The sequence below is a fragment of the Paenibacillus sabuli genome (assembly GCF_014705605.1).
Lineage (GTDB): Bacteria > Bacillota > Bacilli > Paenibacillales > Paenibacillaceae > Paenibacillus_D > Paenibacillus_D sabuli.
The window spans coordinates 13,350-30,062 of sequence record NZ_JACXIZ010000004.1; the positions used below are offsets into that span (position 1 = coordinate 13,350).

At 58.1% G+C, this 16,713-nt stretch carries 16 protein-coding genes and 1 pseudogene; 7 read left to right on the forward strand and 10 right to left on the reverse strand.

Annotation, left to right across the window (positions count from 1 at the left end; all coding sequences use genetic code 11):
* Positions 1-41: 41 nt before the first annotated feature.
* Complete coding sequence (locus tag IDH44_RS01050) at positions 42-431, reverse strand: aspartyl protease family protein (RefSeq protein ID WP_190913866.1); 390 nt, start codon at positions 429-431, stop codon at positions 42-44.
* Positions 428-688 carry a hypothetical protein gene (locus IDH44_RS01055; protein ID WP_190913868.1) on the reverse strand — a complete coding sequence of 87 codons (261 nt, stop codon included), beginning with the start codon at positions 686-688 and terminating at the stop codon, positions 428-430. Before IDH44_RS01055 ends, IDH44_RS01050 begins: the two co-directional genes overlap by 4 nt.
* Before the next feature lie 135 nt (positions 689-823).
* Between IDH44_RS01055 and IDH44_RS01060 the strand changes: the two genes are divergently transcribed.
* The 3 genes from IDH44_RS01060 to IDH44_RS01070 all read left to right on the forward strand — a co-directional run bounded on the left by IDH44_RS01060 (position 824) and on the right by IDH44_RS01070 (position 2,888).
* Positions 824-1,705, forward strand: coding sequence for a hypothetical protein (locus tag IDH44_RS01060; RefSeq protein ID WP_190913870.1), 882 nt, complete (start codon positions 824-826; stop codon positions 1,703-1,705).
* A 33-nt stretch (positions 1,706-1,738) separates the two neighbouring features.
* The gene (locus IDH44_RS01065; protein WP_190913872.1) at positions 1,739-1,933 is read left to right on the forward strand and encodes a hypothetical protein; all 195 of its coding nucleotides are present in this window, start codon (positions 1,739-1,741) and stop codon (positions 1,931-1,933) included.
* Between the two features lie 100 nt (positions 1,934-2,033).
* Complete coding sequence (locus tag IDH44_RS01070; RefSeq protein WP_223869264.1) at positions 2,034-2,888, forward strand: protein kinase domain-containing protein; 855 nt, start codon at positions 2,034-2,036, stop codon at positions 2,886-2,888.
* A gap of 282 nt (positions 2,889-3,170) precedes the next feature.
* Here IDH44_RS01070 and IDH44_RS01075 read toward each other — a convergent pair whose 3' ends face one another.
* From IDH44_RS01075 to IDH44_RS01085, 3 genes are all read right to left on the reverse strand, one after another.
* Positions 3,171-3,995: an alpha/beta fold hydrolase gene (locus tag IDH44_RS01075; protein WP_190913876.1), complete on the reverse strand. Its 825-nt coding sequence runs from the start codon at positions 3,993-3,995 to the stop codon at positions 3,171-3,173.
* Positions 3,996-4,075: 80 nt separating this feature from the next.
* Positions 4,076-5,134 (reverse strand): LLM class flavin-dependent oxidoreductase, encoded by a 1,059-nt coding sequence (locus IDH44_RS01080; protein WP_190913877.1) that lies wholly within the window; start codon positions 5,132-5,134, stop codon positions 4,076-4,078.
* A 19-nt stretch (positions 5,135-5,153) separates the two neighbouring features.
* Positions 5,154-5,609 (reverse strand): MarR family winged helix-turn-helix transcriptional regulator, encoded by a 456-nt coding sequence (locus tag IDH44_RS01085; protein WP_190913879.1) that lies wholly within the window; start codon positions 5,607-5,609, stop codon positions 5,154-5,156.
* Between the two features lie 446 nt (positions 5,610-6,055).
* Here IDH44_RS01085 and fur point away from each other — a divergent pair, with 446 nt between their 5' ends.
* A complete protein-coding gene (gene fur / locus IDH44_RS01090) occupies positions 6,056-6,532 on the forward strand; it encodes a ferric iron uptake transcriptional regulator (RefSeq protein ID WP_190913881.1) in 477 nt (158 codons plus the stop codon).
* 515 nt (positions 6,533-7,047) lie between these two features.
* Positions 7,048-7,698: an SDR family oxidoreductase gene (locus IDH44_RS01095; protein WP_190913883.1), complete on the forward strand. Its 651-nt coding sequence runs from the start codon at positions 7,048-7,050 to the stop codon at positions 7,696-7,698.
* Between the two features lie 256 nt (positions 7,699-7,954).
* Here IDH44_RS01095 and IDH44_RS01100 read toward each other — a convergent pair whose 3' ends face one another.
* Complete coding sequence (locus tag IDH44_RS01100) at positions 7,955-8,383, reverse strand: organic hydroperoxide resistance protein (RefSeq protein ID WP_190913885.1); 429 nt, start codon at positions 8,381-8,383, stop codon at positions 7,955-7,957.
* 276 nt (positions 8,384-8,659) lie between these two features.
* On the opposite strand from IDH44_RS01100, the gene IDH44_RS01105 reads away from it, so the two are divergent.
* Positions 8,660-9,379: a phosphatase PAP2 family protein gene (locus IDH44_RS01105; protein WP_190913886.1), complete on the forward strand. Its 720-nt coding sequence runs from the start codon at positions 8,660-8,662 to the stop codon at positions 9,377-9,379.
* 125 nt (positions 9,380-9,504) lie between these two features.
* Here IDH44_RS01105 and IDH44_RS01110 read toward each other — a convergent pair whose 3' ends face one another.
* Positions 9,505-10,794 (reverse strand): hypothetical protein, encoded by a 1,290-nt coding sequence (locus IDH44_RS01110; RefSeq protein WP_190913888.1) that lies wholly within the window; start codon positions 10,792-10,794, stop codon positions 9,505-9,507.
* 474 nt (positions 10,795-11,268) lie between these two features.
* Positions 11,269-11,955, reverse strand: a pseudogene (locus IDH44_RS01115) (phytanoyl-CoA dioxygenase family protein); the annotation flags it as partial.
* Positions 11,956-12,128: 173 nt separating this feature from the next.
* On the opposite strand from IDH44_RS01115, the gene IDH44_RS01120 reads away from it, so the two are divergent.
* Positions 12,129-12,992, forward strand: a complete 864-nt coding sequence (locus IDH44_RS01120; RefSeq protein WP_190913892.1) for an AraC family transcriptional regulator — start codon at positions 12,129-12,131, stop codon at positions 12,990-12,992.
* Positions 12,993-13,199: 207 nt separating this feature from the next.
* Here IDH44_RS01120 and IDH44_RS01125 read toward each other — a convergent pair whose 3' ends face one another.
* Entirely contained in the window at positions 13,200-13,436 is a 237-nt protein-coding gene (locus IDH44_RS01125) for an MDR/zinc-dependent alcohol dehydrogenase-like family protein (protein ID WP_190913893.1), read from the reverse strand.
* Between the two features lie 202 nt (positions 13,437-13,638).
* Positions 13,639-16,686, reverse strand: coding sequence for a UPF0182 family membrane protein (locus IDH44_RS01130; RefSeq protein ID WP_223869265.1), 3,048 nt, complete (start codon positions 16,684-16,686; stop codon positions 13,639-13,641).
* Positions 16,687-16,713 lie beyond the last annotated feature (27 nt).

The following is a 16,713-nucleotide window of genomic DNA, read 5'->3' on the forward strand; positions in this document are numbered from 1 at the left end:
ACCAAGCGAATGCTGTCCATTGCTGGATGTCATCGCTTGGTCTAATTTTCAAGTTCGATATTCATGGTTTCGAAATTCACCTTGCATTTTGCTTTCATCATAAAATCAATGCCAACGATTCCATCAAATCCATAAGGTTCTCGAATCGAGCCAAGCTGAATCGAAAAATCATTTAAAGCAACCTGTTCAATATGAAGTTCGGAAATTTGCTGTTCATAGCAAATCTCGCTGGTTCCCCCTACCCCATACATTCGCTTGGCTCGTCCATTGATGAAATCAATGTGGATGCCTATTGCATCTAATGCATCGGTATCAAACACTGTTGCCGCACAGCCCGTGTCAAACAGCACATTGTGCAGAACGACAGATTGGTCATTTCGAGTTAATGTCAAGGAAACGATAGGCAAGCCGCTCTGAAGTCTTATCTTCATATTTGCTGCCGCACTCCTGAAAAAAACTCTTCTACAACCTCAACATCACTTCTACTCGTATGGAATACATACAGCTCACGAGTCGGATGTAACTTATGCAGTTCTTTATAACCGCTCCATGCTTCCTGCGGATTAACATAATCCTGAATGACTGCCATTTCCTCTAATTGACGTACACGATTGCTGGAGCTTGCCTTGATTGCCTCAACTAGCACAAAACGACTTGGATGTAGTTCGGTAATTTCTCCCCATTTCATCGGCTTCACCTCGCGTGAAATTGTAGTATTCCTATTATAGCATAGTTATCTTCGGATAAAGGATGTGAGTGCGGAGTTTGTAATTATATGGTACGATTTAGTTACTAAGACCTAGCTTTGAATGGAGGGAGAGAAATGCCATCCCCTTTAACTGAAAAGGAAGTTAATCGATTATTTCAATTGTTGGATGACAATCAATTAATCTTTTTGCAGAGCTATTTGAAGCAAAGTAAAAAAAGTAAATGGTTAGAGAAACTCGCTCATAAAAAGGGAATTGTGCTGCATTCCAACGTTTCAATAGATGAGGTTTGGGAAAAATTAAACGACTGGGAGCTGAAAGAGATACTAGATGGTGGTTATGGTAACCGCCCGTATAAATGTGAATGCGGAATAACGCTTAGATACTGCTATATCGTTCATCATCGCAAGGAGAATAAGACATACCAGCTTGGAGAAACTTGCTTGGGGAACTATACGATGATGTCTGCTGAACTGATTAAAGATATTACGAATGGTTTTCATAAAATTGATCTTGAACGTGACGAGATACTCATTCGATATGAGCAGGGCTGGGATTTGCCGACTGATTATAACGAACTGCCTTTGACGGAAGATTTGAGAACACAAATTGATATTGGTCTTCCTTTCTCATCTATTCAAGTTAATAAGATTGAGAAAATGTTTCAGCATGAATTATTGCAAGTAAGACGACAAAGAGAACTGGACAGAATAGCACAATTACGCATGCGCCAATCAGCTTTCGTTAGTTCTTCTGACGTTTCTTTATACTCCCCTTCAAGAATTCAATCCGTGACTTATGAAGATGTAATATCTCAACACTTAGCTAACTTAAAGCTAATAAGGGAGCATGAGCATAGAATTACGTATCCAGTGATGCTTGATAAGTGGAATGATTTACAAGAAATGATGAAAAATTTGAGGCGAGGAGAAAATTTTGATTATTCAAAGTTTTTATCTCGAATGTTCGAACTCTTATATTATTTGAAATTGTATTAAATGAGATGAGTAATAGCTGAGAGGAGAGTAATAGTGGCTTCATATCATGTAGAGAAAATGAGCGGTCTGACTATTGGAGGCTATAAAATAATTGAGCATTTAGGTTCTGGAGGGAATGCTGATGTCTTCAAAGTAATGAATAGACAACGACAGTACGTTGCAATGAAATTACTTATTGTATCTAAAAGCAGATTTGAAAAAAATATGCTCGTTTCAAGGATGAAATAAAAGTTGTCAAACAGAACCAAGATGAAATTCAGGGTATCATTCCTGTGCTGGATATTTATCTTCCAATAAACCGGATTCAAATAACCGACCTTGGTATACAATGCCAATCGCTGATCCTTTAAGTCAATATTCAAAGAGGCTCGAAAATGTTGTTGAAGTTGTTACGTGTATTCATTCTTTAAGCAAAGTGCTAGTTATGCTTCATGAGAAAGGAATTGTTCATAGAGATATTAAGCCAAGCAACATTTACTATTATAATGATGTATGGGTATTTGGTGATTTTGGGTTGGTGGATTACCCCGAGAAGACTGATTTAACTGAAAAGGGGGAGTCGGTGGGACCTAAAAATACTATTGCACCCGAGATGAAGCGAGATGCAATTAACGCGAATGGTAAGCCAGCAGATGTTTATTCTTTGGCAAAAACATTTTACTTTATAGTGGGAGGTGGCTTTATGATAAAGAGAAGCATTTCATTTTTATTCATTTTTATGTTGTTTTTAACCGGTTGTACGACCTATAAAAATGTCAAAACAGAACAATTGACCGATTTTAAAAAGAGTGTTCGCACGGAATATAAAGAAATAGCTGATCTGAAAATCCAAATGGCACCGACCCGGGTAGCGTTTAATTATTATCTCAAAGAAAATACAGATAAAGAGGTCAGCGAGAAAATTTTTATAGAGACAAGAGAACTGATCCTTACAGAGGAGTTTAAGGAAACTACAATAGAAAAGAGCTATTTTAAACATTATGCTGAAGGTGATGACCAGCCCTACCCACACATTATTATTCGATTTCACAGCAATCAAAAAGACAAGGCGGATTACGAATATATGTCCTCCTATTATGGTACTGGGGTCGAGGGAGTGAATGCTACAGATCGATCAATAGATAATTATCAAACATGGTACTTTGATGATTATGAAAAAACACCTGTAATTGTTACCCCGTAAAATGTAGCAAACCTGAATTAGGTAAATCTCCATTTATCTCTTCCGGCGTACTTCAAACCACATCTCCAAGGTCATGCAAAAGCTGGAGGCCAAAAATCGCATTGACGCTGTAAGGATCGCGCGGCGTCGGGGCTAGCCGGAGCTATCCCAGGAAATCCATCCGCCGCAATCAAACAGGGCGCCCGCGCGTCAGATGACGCAGGGGAGCCCGCAAAGCGAGCTGGATCATTGTCGCGCTTCCCATCCTCCAAGGGCCACAAGCCCTGACCTGAACTGCCCTGCTCAGGACTTGGTGGACAGGAACGCCAGCAGCTCTTCGTTGAACTTGTCCGGCTCGTCGAACAGCATGCCGTGGCCGCTGCGCTCGAAGGTGACGAGGCGCGCGCCCGGGATGGCCTGCTGCTGCGACACCGCCAGCTCCGGCACACAGATCTTGTCCAGCGCGCCGTGGAAGATGACGGTGTCGACGCTGCCGATGCGGGTCAGATCCTCGCGCAGATCCTCGTCCCGCAGCGTCTCGAGCGTGCCGACGGTGCCCCATGCCGAGGCCTGCAGTCCGAGCTGGTGCAGCCATTGCTGGAAGGGCTCGCTGATGCTGCCGTCCGCGTTCTCCAGGAAGAGGCTTCCGAACTCCTTGAGGAAAGCGGGCCGGTCGCTCTGCAGCGCCTGAAGCTGCTCATTTACCTCATCCTTGGTCATGCCATGCGGGTAGCCGTCGCGCTGCGTGAACAGCGGCGCCGCCGCGCCGAGCAGCGCCAACCGGGCGATGCCGTGTCCGGCATGACGGGCCATGTAGCGCGTCGCGATCGCCCCGCCGACCGAGAAGCCGACAAGCGCAGCGTTGTCCAACTGCAGACGGTCGATCACCGCCCGCACATCGTCGGCGAGGCGGTCATAGCCGTAGCCCGCAGCCGGCGCGTCCGAGCGGCCAAAGCCGCGCTGGTCAAGCGCGACAACGCGGAAGCCGCGGCGCGTCAGCGCGGTGATCTGATATTCGAACATGGCGTGATTAAGCGGCCAGCCGTGCAGCAGCAGCACGGCCGGTCCTTCGCCCGTATCCCGCACATAGACATTCACATTCGGTTCAACCTCGATATAGTGACCCATTATATAGACTCCTTTCGGTAGAGCGGAATGGATGATCTCCTACTCTCCTTACCCCCAGCGGGGCGGAGCCAATCGGCCAATCAGGAAACGGCAGCGGGCCGGATGCCGGCGGCCTCCGCGGCGATGGCGTACGAACGCAGGCGCGCCTCATGGTCGTAGATCGGGCCCGAGACGATGAGCTCGTCGGCGCCGGTCTCCTCGACGATCCGCGCCAGGCCGTCACGTACCCGGGCACGGTCGCCGATCAGCGAATAGCGCAGCTGCTTGTGCACCAGCGCGGCCTCGTGCGGCGACCAGATGCCCTCCATGCTGTCCACCGGCGGCTGCATTCGCACCGGTCTGCCGCGAATTAGGCTAAGGAATTGCAGCTGATGCGAGGTGGCGAGCCGCTCGGCCTCGGCCTGCCCGTCGGCGGCGACGATGTTGAGGCCGACCATCACATGCGGCTGCTGCAGCGTCTCCGAAGGCCGGAAGTTGCTGCGATACAGATCGAGCGCTTCGAGCAGGTAGTCCGGTGCGAAATGGCTCGCGAACGAGAACGGCAGGCCGAGCTGACCCGCCAGCGTCGCGCTGAAGCCGCTCGAGCCGAGCAGCCAGATCGGCACGTTCAGCCCTTCCCCGGGATAGGCTCGGACGAGCGGCCTGGCGCCGCTCTCGGTCTCGCCGCGGAAGTAGCCGCGCAGCTCCTCCAACTGATCGGGGAAGTCGTTGCCCCCGATCGGCAGGCCGCGGCGCAGTGCGCGCGCCGCGGGCTGGTCCGATCCGGGCGCGCGGCCGAGTCCGAGGTCGATGCGGCCGGGGTAGAGCGATTCCAGCGTGCCGAATTGCTCGGCGATGGCGAGCGAGGCGTGATTGGGCAGCATGACGCCGCCGGAGCCGACGCGGATCGTGCGCGTGCCGCCCGCCACGTAGCCGATGAGCACGGAGGTGGCGGAGCTGGCAATGCCGGGCATGCCGTGATGCTCGGCGAGCCAGAAGCGGCGGTAGCCCAGCCGCTCGGCGTGCCGCGCCAGATCGAGCGTATGGTCCAGCGCCTCGGTTACGGTGCCGCCCTCGGTGACGGGTGCGAGGTCGAGTACGGACAGGTCGACGTCCAGCGCGTCGTGCGTGCGGACGGTGGGTTGAGACGATTCAGTCATAGTAGCGTTCATGCTCCTTTCAGGGGCTTGGGGTGGTGTGCGTCGTCAGATTGGCGGCGATGCGCCTGAGGTCCTCGTGCAGCCGGGCGCGCTCCTCGGCCGTGAAGCCCTTCAGAGCGGCTTCGTGGCTCGCAGCGCCCTGGCTGGCGATGTGCTCCAGCGCGGCCAGGCCTTGCGGCGTGATAGAGACGAGCCGCTTGCGCCGGTCGGCGCCGCAGTCGCGGCAAGCGACGAAGCCTGCTTGGCGCAGCCGCTCGATCATGCTGCTCATATTTTGCTTGGTCACCTGGGTATGAGCACCCAGTTCCTTGAGCGGTCTGGCGCGTCCGTCGGCGAGCTCCTCCAGGATATACCATTGATGCACACTGGAAAGTCCTGCCGCGCTCGTGATTGCGCGTCCGCTGCGATCGAGCAGATTCGACACGCGGAACAGCTCGACGAGCAGCTCCGGACAGCAGCGCCGTTCGTTGTTCATTCGAATCCCCCTCGCATCGTATAAGTAGGAAGTAGCTTGAAAGTAATAGCTTGAAAAAAGTAGCCTAAAATAGGAAGAAGCTCGAACTCGAAATAGAAAATAGCTTGAAATAAAGCAGCTCGAAAAAAATCAGCGGCTCGACTTGAATAATAGGCAGCAGCTCAATGGCTCCGGCGGCATGACGGCGCTCGAATAGCCAGTATTTCGGTTGGCCAGTATTGTAATTAACGCTTAATAGTCAAGACATTGACTAACAAGAAGTTGACTAATAGTATACGCATGCAGCGCCCGAATGTCAAAGTCCGCCTCTTTACAGGCGCCGCCCATTTGCGTTACAATCAGATTAGAATAATTCTAAACATGCGGGTGAGGGATGAGCGACCGGAGCGCTCGGTCTACCTGCCGATACACCGACTGCAAATCTGCAAATGGAGGTGTTGGGGAAGATGTTGACCGTCACCAAAGAAATGGAAAAAATCAACCGGCAGCTGACGATGAAGGGCTATAAAATTACGCCTCAGCGCGAAGCGACCCTGCGTGTGCTGCTGGAAAACGAGAACGATCATCTCAGCGCGGAAGACGTATACATGCTGGTAAAGGCGAAGTCCCCGGATATCGGGCTCGCAACCGTGTACCGGACGCTGGAAATGCTGAGCGACTTGGGCGTGGTGGAGAAGATGAATTTCGGCGATGGTGTCGTTCGCTTCGATCTGCGGGACGACGATCACGAGCACATGCACCACCACATGATCTGCCGCGATTGCGGCGCAGTGCGCGAGATTAAGGAAGATTGGCTAACCGCACTTGAACAGCGTCTCGAGCAGGAGTATGGCTTCAAGGTAACCGATCATCGGCTCGACTTCACCGGCACCTACCAAGCGTGCACGAGCACGAATTGCAAAAAACGAAAGAAAGCCGTTTGAGCATGCTTCAACCGTCTGTACCGGGTCTCGCCCCGGAGGCAGGCGGTTTTTTGCAATGGCAAGCGCCGCGTGAATACGGGTATAGGCCGTGGACATAGGCCGCAGACAAGCGCTGGGGGTAAGCGCCACGGGCATAGGCCCGCCCCGCTGGTGTGTCCCCTCGCTAACTGCCCTACCCGGGCTTTTATCCCCGAGCCCTCCCCCGTCTATCCTCATCTTCGTCTGTCTAACCAGGCCCACGCTCGTCTATCCGAGCTCCTGCCTGTCTAGCCATGCTGCCTTTCTACTTGAACTTCCATGCCGCGACTTTCCGCTTGTGCCGCCTGTAATTGCGGTGCGATTTGACGAGCCGGTTTACTTTGTGGCGGGGGCGGGGATCTGGCCAATGGGTCTTGGTCTGGCATCGGACAGGGATCTGTAACGATCTGGCATCGGACAAGCGATGCCTTGGTTTCGGAAGAAGGCAAAATGGTAAGTATAAGGGAGACCAGGATCAGCGAAGGAGGATGCAAGCGATGAAAGTAGCGGTATTCGGAGCAAACGGTCAAATCGGACGATTGTTCACGGAGCAGTGGCTCCAGGAGCCGAGCGGCAAGGTACGGGCCGTGATTCGGGATGCCGGGCAAGCGGCGCGATTCGAGGAAATGGGGGCCGAGACGGCGGTGGCCGATCTGGAAGGCCCGGTGCGCAAGCTGACCGAGGCGATTACCGGCTGCGACGCGGTCGTCTTCGCGGCGGGCTCGGGAGGTCATACCGGCCCGGACAAGACGCTGTTGATTGACCTAGATGGAGCGGTCAAAGCGGTAGAGGCGGCGGAAGCGGCCGGCATCGGCCGTTTCTTGCTCGTCAGCGCGCTCGGCGCAGGCGACCGGGAGCGCTGGAACGAGAGCATTCGCCATTATTATGTCGCCAAGCACTACGCCGATCGCGCCGTGCAGAGCAGCAAGCTGGCGTATACGATCGTACGGCCGGGCGGACTGGAAAACGGGCCCGGGACCGGCCGCGTCCAAGCCGCGGGACGGCTTGACAGAGGCAGCATCCCGCGAGCGGATGTCGCAGCAGTTCTGGCCGCCGCACTGCGCGAGCCGCGCACCGTCGGACAAGCCTTCGACCTTGTATCGGGCGAGACCCCGATCGACGAAGCGCTGGGCGCTGCGCTCGATTAACGACGATTAATTGAGTCGCCAACCGAGACGTCTAACGAGACGTCTACCGAGTCGCCTACCGAGTCGCCTACCGAGTCGCCTAACGAGACTGACGAGTCCCCTAATAAGTCGCCGCTGTCGCAGTTGCGCGATCTAACGCACAAAACCCCGCCGGGCGACGGCATGCGTCCGGCGGGCATTTTGTCTACATTGCGTCTTCAACGCTTTTTCTATGGCTGCTGTTTCTACATTTTTTGCTCCTGCGTGAGAAGGGGCGTCAGGGTTTGGAAGCGGAGTTAACTTCGACCTCGATATTGCCGCGCGTCGCTTTGGAATAAGGGCAAGCCTGATGCGCCGCCTCGGCGAGCTTGGCTGCCTGGTCTTGCTCCAGTCCGGGCAAATAGACGTCGATCTTGACCGCCAGCTTGAAGCCGTCATCGGCCTCGTCCTTGCCCAGCGACACATGGACGGACACCGACACCTCCTGCAGCGATACATCCTGCTGACGCGCCACCAGATTCAGCGCGCTTTCGAAGCAAGCGGCGTAACCCGCTGCGAACATCTGCTCCGGATTTGTTCCATCGCCGCCGCTGCCGCCTAGCTCCTTAGGCATGGATAGCTCGTGCTTGAGCGTCCCGTCTGCCGTCTCGACTTTACCGTTTCGACCGCCAATTGCGGTTGCTGTTGTGGTGTAGAGTGCTTCCATTGTTTCCGCCTCGCTTTCTTGCTATTGTTTGGGTGAGGATGGCCTGTTCGGACCCAGCCTCCTCATGGCTCGTCTTCATTGCAGCTCATCCTGACTCTTCCTTACGTGCCGACACTACATTTTACCCGTTCCATCTCATGGATAAACGGCGTTCGCACAGGTTGCCTGGCTTTTCGATTCAAACGTGCCGGACCGGTGTAATGAGTATTGTTTATCTCCTGCTTTACGATTGTTGTTTCCAGCTTTTATGATGACGCGAATAACGGAGCGAAGCCGATGAAATTGTTCTCACTTGCAAAGTTGAAGTTGCCTTCCCTTTCAAAATGGATAGGGATTCACTATCGCCGACTGTTTCCGTATTTGGCGGGCGGCATGGTCGTCGCCCTGCTGCTGCTCGTTTTTGCCGAGCTCACCGAGGAGCTGCTGGAGGACGAGCTCTCGGGCTTTGACAGTGCGGTCGAATCGATCGTGCGGAGCTGGACGGGAGGTCGGTGGGACCCGGTGATGGTTGGAATTACCCATGTCGGCTCGGGCTGGGTCCAGGTCGGGCTGCTGCTTGGGAGCGTCGCCTTGCTGCTTCGCACGGGGCACAAGGCTCGGGCGCTGGTATTGACCGTGTGCCTGGGGGGCGGCTGGCTGCTCAATTATGCGCTCAAGGCGCTGTTTCAGCGTTCGCGCCCTGCGCTTGAGAGGTTGGTCGAAGCGGGCGGCTACAGCTTTCCGAGCGGCCACGCGATGGTATCGATGTGCTTCTACGGCATGCTGGGCTATCTTGCCTGGGGGGCGTGGCGCAGTCGCGATCGCGCGTACGGCGCGCTGTTCTTTGCCGCGGGCCTGCTGCTGGCGGGATTGATCGGCTTCAGTCGCATTTACCTCGGCGTCCATTACGCGAGCGATGTGGTCGCCGGCTTTGCCGCGGGCGGCACCTGGCTGCTCTCCTGCATCGGCGGTCTGGCGGCGATTCGCCGCTGGGGCGGGACGGAGATCCGGCGCTGACTGACGCACCAGAGCGAATGCCTCCTGCGAACGAGTGCCGAGCCCAAGTCGAAAAGATGCGCGCCATTCCCGGGCGGAAGGCGCGCATCTTTTCGTTTGCTTATTGCTTCGTTGACAATTGTCGGCTAGTTCACTTCCACCACGAACCGGGCCCATACCTCGGACACCGGACCGCCGGGCGATGCCTGATTGCGCGGGCTGCGCAGCTGGACCAAGTACGTGCCGCTTTCCTCGATGGCGAGCTGCTCGTCGAATTGCCCGTCATCCAGTCGCAGCTCCCGTGTCTCATAATCGCTGTATCCCTCCGGCGCATAGCGGTATACATTGACGTGCAGCGGGCCCTGGCGATCGGCCTCGAGCAGCGCCTCGCCGCGCAGCGGCAGCGCCTCCCCGGCGGCCAGCCGCACATAGCCGGCCGCCGGGGCCGCGAGGTCCAGCCGCTTGTCGGCTCCCGGGGTGAAGGCCACCTCCACATCGGCCGCCTCTTCGACGCTGCGGATCGCTTGGAGCTGGGCGGTGCGATGAATCGACGACGCGTGTATTTCCAGCGTATTGCCGCCCGGCAGCACCGGCACTCGGTATTCGATCCGCTCGTAGACGACGCCGGCGCGTTCGATACCTGTCTCCACGACAGAGCGGGTGTAGTCGCCTACCCAGAATCCGGGCGCGGTGTTGCGCAGCACATCCGGCGCATGGATGCGCTCGGGCACGAGCAAGGTAAAGACGGCTTCTTCGCCTTCCGTGTTCAGCGGGCCCCCTGTCAGTGCGAGGCGCTTGTCCGACCAGGTCAGCGACAATGTCCCCTTGGCATAGCTGGGGCTGATGCCTGCCGCCGCCAGGCCGCGTATCGGCACGTACAGGCGGCCCTCCTCGATAAAAGCGGCCGGCAGCTCGGGAACGCGCACCTCCGAGCCGTCTGCCGTATACATCATGGCCATGCCATCGCGGAAGGCGAGCGCGTCATAGGCGCCGCCGCTCTGCGCATTGAAGTGAATCTCTGCCTGGCGCAGCTCCTTGTTCCAGCGCACGTCGCCGAGTCCCATCTGCTCGAGTACGACGATGGGGAAGTAGACGCGGCCTTCGCGCAGGAGGGCCGGTGCGACAGGCTGCAGCGCCGCGTCGTCCAGACGGGCGCTGTCTGCGTTCATTCGGATCGTCATCGTATGCGGCAACAGCTCGATGCTGCCCGCTTCCTGGACCTTGGCTTGCTCGGACGCGAGCGCAGCGTCAACTGCTGCAGCGGAGCGCTGGAGCTCTGGGGAGGCTCCAGCCAGAGCGGCTCCTGAGCTCGACAGCACCGTGGCCAATGTCAGCGCCGTGATCATTTTATGGACAGACCGGGGCTTCCGTACGGCGTGGGCGGGCGGATCGACGCGCAGCGCCGAAGCGATCGTGTGTGAATCGTATTGGTTCATGTCTTCGTCCTCCTTGAAGCCGGTATAATCGGGCAAGCGTTCCCGTACCTACATACGCATTTCGAGACCGAATTGTTGCGGTTTGTATGCAGAGCTATCGTTCATTAACCGTGCCTTGGCACTTTAAATCGAGAAGAGCCGTCCTCTCTCGCGTTCCTCCAATCGCATCGGCCCGACTGCAAAAAGCCCGAAAGGCCCCGGCATAAGGGCCTTTCGAGCACTGATTTTTGAGCCGCCGTCAAAGGACGGCTCCCTCCGTTTCGCCTCGCCTTGTGGGGCCTACTTGACGCGGTGAAGCTGCTGTCCGGCGCTTTCCTTGAGCGCTGCATCCCAGCGCATCTTCCACCCGTCGTAATCGCGCTCGACCGTCTCCGGACGGCTGGCGCTGCGGACCGGGAATGCCGGGTGGAACGGGCGGCCGGTAGGCTCGCCCGTGCGCTGGTAGCGCAGGTCGATGCTCCAGCGTACGATCCCGGATACGTTGGGCGTGCCCCGGTGGGGGGTGTACTTGTTCATCACGATCAGACCGCCCTTCGGGCATTCGGCCAGTACGGGCTGGCGGTCCGGCAGCTGCTCCGGCACGATGGTGGTGCCGCCGGCGGCCTGATGCTCCAGTTGCCCCTGCCGGAACACATCCGGCATGATTTCCATGCAGCCCGTCTCCGCCATCGCATCGACCAGAGGCAGCCAGAAGGTGATAATCTCCGAATCGTCCGCTTCCTCGAGCGTGACGCCCGCATCCTGATGCCAGGGCACATTCTGGAAGGTGTCTGCGGTGCCTGCATAGCCTGCGGGGACCTTGGCCCGCAGATGCTGGATCGGGTTGCACGTCAGCTCTTCGCCGAGCAGGCTCCCGGCCACATCCAGCAAGCGTTCGTTGCGCAGGAAGTCAAAAAGCGCCTGGAGCTTGGACTTCATAATATCAAGGTTGCTCCCGATCTCCCTGGACTGCGCGTAGAGCAGCGCATAACGCCGCTCGAACGGCTCACTGGCATGCAGCTCGCTGAGCTTGCCCTCAGCGTGGAGCTGACGCGCGCGTTCGTCGAGGTGAGCCTCGACGGCTTCTGTCACCGGGCGCAGGTCCTCCTCGCGAAATACGTCCTTCAGAATCAGGTAGCCGTGCTGGCGGTAAAAGTCGATTTGCGCTTCGGTCAATCGCATGTTTTTCACGTTCCCTTCGCATTATTTTTGCTGCTAGCTGCATTATAACAGCGACATAATCGGGGAATGATCGTGAAAATGCGAAGAAATGTTGCTATACTGTGGTTAATTGAGGGCGCTCGGAAGCGCTCCGAATTCATGCGCTGCAATGCGTACATACGGGAGGGATGGGGATGAAGCGACAACTGCAGCCTCAGTACGGTTATCATTACCGCCGCAGAACGAGCGACCGCCATCTGGAGACGTTTCACGCGCATCCAGGGCTGGAGCTGTGTTACGTGCACGCCGGCCGCGGCCGGCTCTGGCTTGACGAGCGGCACTACAGCGTCGGTCCGGACATGCTGCTGATCTTCCAGCCGTTTCAGCTGCATCGGGTGCAGATGGAGGTGTCGGCGGAGACACCGTTTGTGCGCACGGTCCTGCAATTCGATCCGGCGCTGCTGGCCGATCACTTGCCGCTGTTTCCGGAGCTGCAGCGTTTTTTTCGCCATCTGCACGACGATCGATTGGAGACGCCGGTGCTGACAGGCTGGACGGAGGACAGCGTCTATACGGCGCTGCTGGCGGAATATGCCCACGTGCTGCCGCAATTGTCCGAGGCGGACAATCGGGAGCAGTACGTGCAGCTGTTGCTGATGCTGCTGCGCCTGGTGCAGCATCGTTGGCGCGCCGATAAGGAGCGGGGGGCCGCCCAGCCGCGGCCGCAGCACCGGGCGGAGGAGGTGATGGCGTGGATCGATCGGCATTATGCCGAGGTCTTCCGCATGGAGCGTCTGGCCAGTGCGCTGTATCTGTCGTCGAGCCATTTGTCGCATCTGTTCCGCGAAGCGACGGGCAGCACGATCGGCGACTACATCGCCGCTCGCCGGATGCGCGAAGCCGGGCGCCTGCTCACCTCGACCGCACTGGCGATTCCGGAGATCGCTGTTCGGGTGGGACTGGGCAGCCCCTCGTACTTTTGCCAGGTGTTCAAAAAAAGAATGGGCACCAGTCCGCACCGGTATCGCCTGATCAATCGGAATGAAGCGCAAAAATAAAGCCCGGCAGCGGCCACAGTGCGCGACTGCGACCCGCTGACAGGCTTGGCGTGAGGTGACTTGCAAGATGAAAATAGCAACGCTGCCTCGACTTGCTTAATTCTGCGTCATACTGCCTGGATACTGCCAGATGCTGACGAATGCTGCCTCATGCTGATGCATGCCGCATAATCTGTCGCTTGGTTGTTGGATGCTGCCCCATGCTGCTCAAGATGCCGACGTCTCAACCTTGACGAGCTGCTTGCCGATGTTGTCCCCGCTGAACAGGCCGAGGAAGGCGTCCACGGTATGCGCGAAGCCGTCGACGACATGCTCCTCGTACCGCAGCCGACCCTCGCGGATGTAGCGGGTCAGCGCCTCGCGCGCCTCGGGAAACCGCGAGGCGTGATCGCCGATGAGGAAGCCTTGCATCAGCGCGCGTTTGACGAGCAGCAGGCTCTGCACGCGGTATCACAACGGGACAATTGCTGGACCGTTACGATTCAATCGGCCCTTTTTTCAGCTAAATAGCTTCCGTGGCAACCGTTAGGTTCGGAGGCAAAAAAACCTTTCCTGGTCGGTATCCATTACCGAAGGAAAGGTTTTTTCTCGATCATACCGCCGTCAGCGCGGGCTGGCCGCATCGCTCACGGAGCCGCAGCATCGCTCACGGAGCGACAGCACCATCGGTCACAGCGTCTTCAGCACCGGCGCCGCCGGTCATGTCGCCACCAGCGCCGACCCCGTCGGTCATACTGGCGTCAGCGCCCGTCCCGCTGCCGTCGCTGCTACCGCCGTCACTGCCGTCGCCCGTCCCGCTGCCGTCGCTGCTACCGCCGTCAATGCCGTCGCCCGTCCCGCCGACGTCGCTGCCACCGGCGTCAATGCCGTCGCCGGTGCTGCCCGCACTGGCTCCTTCCGACGTCCCGGCTGCGCCTTGGAGCAGCCGTTCCAGCTCCTGCAGCGCCCGCCCGGCGGCCTCGTAGTCGCCCTCGCGATTGGCTGCGCGATAGGCCTCGAAGGCCGATTCCGCCTGCTGCAGCACATCGGCCGCTGCGCCGGTGTCCGTGCCGGGCGTGCCGTCTCCGGTACCGCCGACCGGCGTGCCGGTATCCGGCGTCTGGGTCTGGCCGTCGTCCTCCGGTTCGTCCGCGTCGCCATACGGCTCGCCCATCCGCTCGAACAGGCGCTGCAGCGACTGCTCCAGCGTCGGCTCCATGACGATGTAGTCCTCGTAGGCGACGATGATGCGCTTGACCTCGGGCAGCGAGGTCTCGTTGCTCGATTCGATGTACAGCGGCTCGATGTAGAGCAGCGTATCCTCGATCGGGATGACGAGCAGGTTGCCGCGGATGACGTTCGATCCGCCTTGCGACCACAGATTGAGCTGCTGCGAGATCTCGGCGTTCTGATTGACGCGGTTCTCGATCTGCTGCGGCCCGTAGATGTTGCGCTGGCGGCTATATTCGTAGACCAGCATCTCGCCGTAGCGGTCGCCGTCGTTGCGCACGCCCATCCAGGCGATCAGATTCTGCTTGCGGTTCGGCGTGAACGGCGTCATGAGCACGAGCTCCTCCTGATCGGCTTCGTTCAGCTTCAGCGTCACGTAATACGGGTCCATCTCGATGTCGTCGCCGAAGTACTTCTCCGTCGGGAACTGCCAGTAGTCCTCTCGATTGTAGAACAATTGCAGATCCGTCATATGGTACGCCCGGTACAGGCTCGCGCGCTGCTTGAACAGCGTCTCCGGGTAGCGGAAGTGGCTGCGAATGTCCTCCGGCACCTCGGTCGTCAGCAGACCGGGGAACATCTTGTTGTACGTCTGCGCCAGCGGGTCGTCCGGATCGACGAGGTAGAAGGTCACCTCCCCGGTATAAGCCTCCACTGCGATCTTGATCGAATTGCGAATATAGTTGTCGCCGTAGCCGTCGTCGTCGGAGAACGGATAGCGGTCGGTGCTGGTGAAGGCGTCGATCAGCCAGACCAGCGTGCCGTCCTCGCGGATGACCGGATAGGCGTCCGGCTCCAGATCCAGGAACGGGGCGATGCGATGCACGCGGTCGTAAATGTTGCGCGTCTGCAGCAGCTGGCTGTCGCCGGTAATCTGTCCGGATATCAGATAGCGGTACGCGCCTTCGTTCCAGGCGAACAGCAGCCGATTGATCCCGTTCATGCGAATGCCCGCCTCGCCTTCGTAGACGTACGGCTCATCCTCGATGGCGTCGGGATAATCGAACTCGGTGACCTTGGAATTGACGATGACCGAGTCGTAGCGATTCTCGCCGAAGTAAATCTGCGGCCGCGAGATCGGAATCGAGCCCTCCGGCGGCAGGTTCTCCACCAGGTACTCCGGCTGTCCCTCGGCGGTAATCTCGTTGACCGCGCTTACCGCGACGCCGTAGCCGTGGGTGTAGCGCAGATTCTGGTTCACCCACGTCTGCGCCTGCTCCGGCAGATTGGCCTGGGTCAGCTCGCGGGCGGCGATGAACACCTGCTGGTACTCGCCGTCGATCATGTAACGGTCGATGTCGACGTCGGCGAAGTTGTAGTACGGCCGGATCGTCTGCAATTGGTTGTACACCTCGCCGAGCGGGCGGGCGTCGTTGATGCGGATATTGCGCATCGTCGTCTCGTTGCGGTCGAGCATCCCCTGGTCGAGCGAGGCGTTCACTTGCTTGTCGATCACCTCGATGCCGTCCAGCTCGTGCGCCTGGCGCGTCATGGCCACGCTGTCGGCGATGAACGGCTCCTCGCGCGCGAATTCATTGGGCGAGACGAGCATGCCCTGCACGCCGAGCGAGGCTGCCTGGCCGAGCACGAGCACGCCGATGTACAGCGCGGCCGCTCCCTTGAGCAAGCCGGCACGCTTGCGGATCAGGGCCAGCACGAGCATCGCGGTCACGATCAGCGAGACCGCGGCCATGGCGTAGTCGGCCGGGATGTTGACGTACTTGTCGGTGAAGCTGACGCCGTGCACGACCGACTGCTGGAAGGCGTTGACCTGCGCCGTCAGCGCCGTCTCATACGGGCTGAGCGCGAAGTGCGCCGTGACGAGCAGGCCGAGCCAGACGACGCCGCCGATGAAGTGCACCCGCGCGCCGCGCGATTCGCCGATCATGCCGCCCGAGCCGTAGATGATCAGCTTGGCCGCGACGTTGAGGACGGCGAGGAAGAGCAGCACGCCGAGCGCGAACTTCCACATCGGCAGCGTATAGACGAAGAACGAGACGTCCAGGCCGAAGTGCGGATCGGCCGTGCCGAAGTCGGTCTGGTACAGATAGCCGAGCAGCCGCTGCCAGCCCAGCCCCTGCACCCAGGAGTAGCCGATCCAGCCGAGCAGCAGCGAGACTGCGGCGTTGGACCAGGCATACAGCTTGCCGTTCTTGAGGAAGGCATGCAGATTGTTCAGCCCGCGCTGCTTGACGAAGGTGGCTCGTATGTTGCGCAGCAGCCAGAACGTCGTCGCGAAGAACAGCACGAAGCCCAGCGCGCCGAGCCCGATGCGCGAGGCGAAGATCGTCAGGAACGTCCCCTTGAAGCCGAGCGAGGACGCCCACACGTAGTCCGCCCACCAGCCGGCGGTGGCGACGGCGGCGAGCAGCAGCACGAGCAGCACGGCCGCCAGCTTGAGCAGACCCGAAGCCCGCTTCGACAGACGCGGCATGCGCATGTTGTTCATTTGCTTTTTCCATTGTTCGAATTCGTTGTTAGCCAAGTGCCGTATCACTCCCCTGTTGCAGTT

Bases quoted from the DNA above. Each gene is read 5' to 3' on its own strand.
- IDH44_RS01085 (WP_190913879.1), bottom strand. From the start codon at position 5,609: ATGAACAACGAACGGCGCTGCTGTCCGGAGCTGCTCGTCGAGCTGTTC.
- IDH44_RS01105 (WP_190913886.1), top strand. From the start codon at position 8,660: ATGAAATTGTTCTCACTTGCAAAGTTGAAGTTGCCTTCCCTTTCAAAA.
- IDH44_RS01055 (WP_190913868.1), bottom strand. From the start codon at position 688: ATGAAATGGGGAGAAATTACCGAACTACATCCAAGTCGTTTTGTGCTA.
- IDH44_RS01060 (WP_190913870.1), top strand. From the start codon at position 824: ATGCCATCCCCTTTAACTGAAAAGGAAGTTAATCGATTATTTCAATTG.
- IDH44_RS01050 (WP_190913866.1), bottom strand. From the start codon at position 431: ATGAAGATAAGACTTCAGAGCGGCTTGCCTATCGTTTCCTTGACATTA.
- IDH44_RS01120 (WP_190913892.1), top strand. From the start codon at position 12,129: ATGAAGCGACAACTGCAGCCTCAGTACGGTTATCATTACCGCCGCAGA.
- IDH44_RS01110 (WP_190913888.1), bottom strand. From the start codon at position 10,794: ATGAACCAATACGATTCACACACGATCGCTTCGGCGCTGCGCGTCGAT.
- IDH44_RS01075 (WP_190913876.1), bottom strand. From the start codon at position 3,995: ATGGGTCACTATATCGAGGTTGAACCGAATGTGAATGTCTATGTGCGG.
- IDH44_RS01095 (WP_190913883.1), top strand. From the start codon at position 7,048: ATGAAAGTAGCGGTATTCGGAGCAAACGGTCAAATCGGACGATTGTTC.
- IDH44_RS01080 (WP_190913877.1), bottom strand. From the start codon at position 5,134: ATGACTGAATCGTCTCAACCCACCGTCCGCACGCACGACGCGCTGGAC.
- IDH44_RS01100 (WP_190913885.1), bottom strand. From the start codon at position 8,383: ATGGAAGCACTCTACACCACAACAGCAACCGCAATTGGCGGTCGAAAC.
- IDH44_RS01070 (WP_223869264.1), top strand. From the start codon at position 2,034: ATGCCAATCGCTGATCCTTTAAGTCAATATTCAAAGAGGCTCGAAAAT.
- fur (WP_190913881.1), top strand. From the start codon at position 6,056: ATGTTGACCGTCACCAAAGAAATGGAAAAAATCAACCGGCAGCTGACG.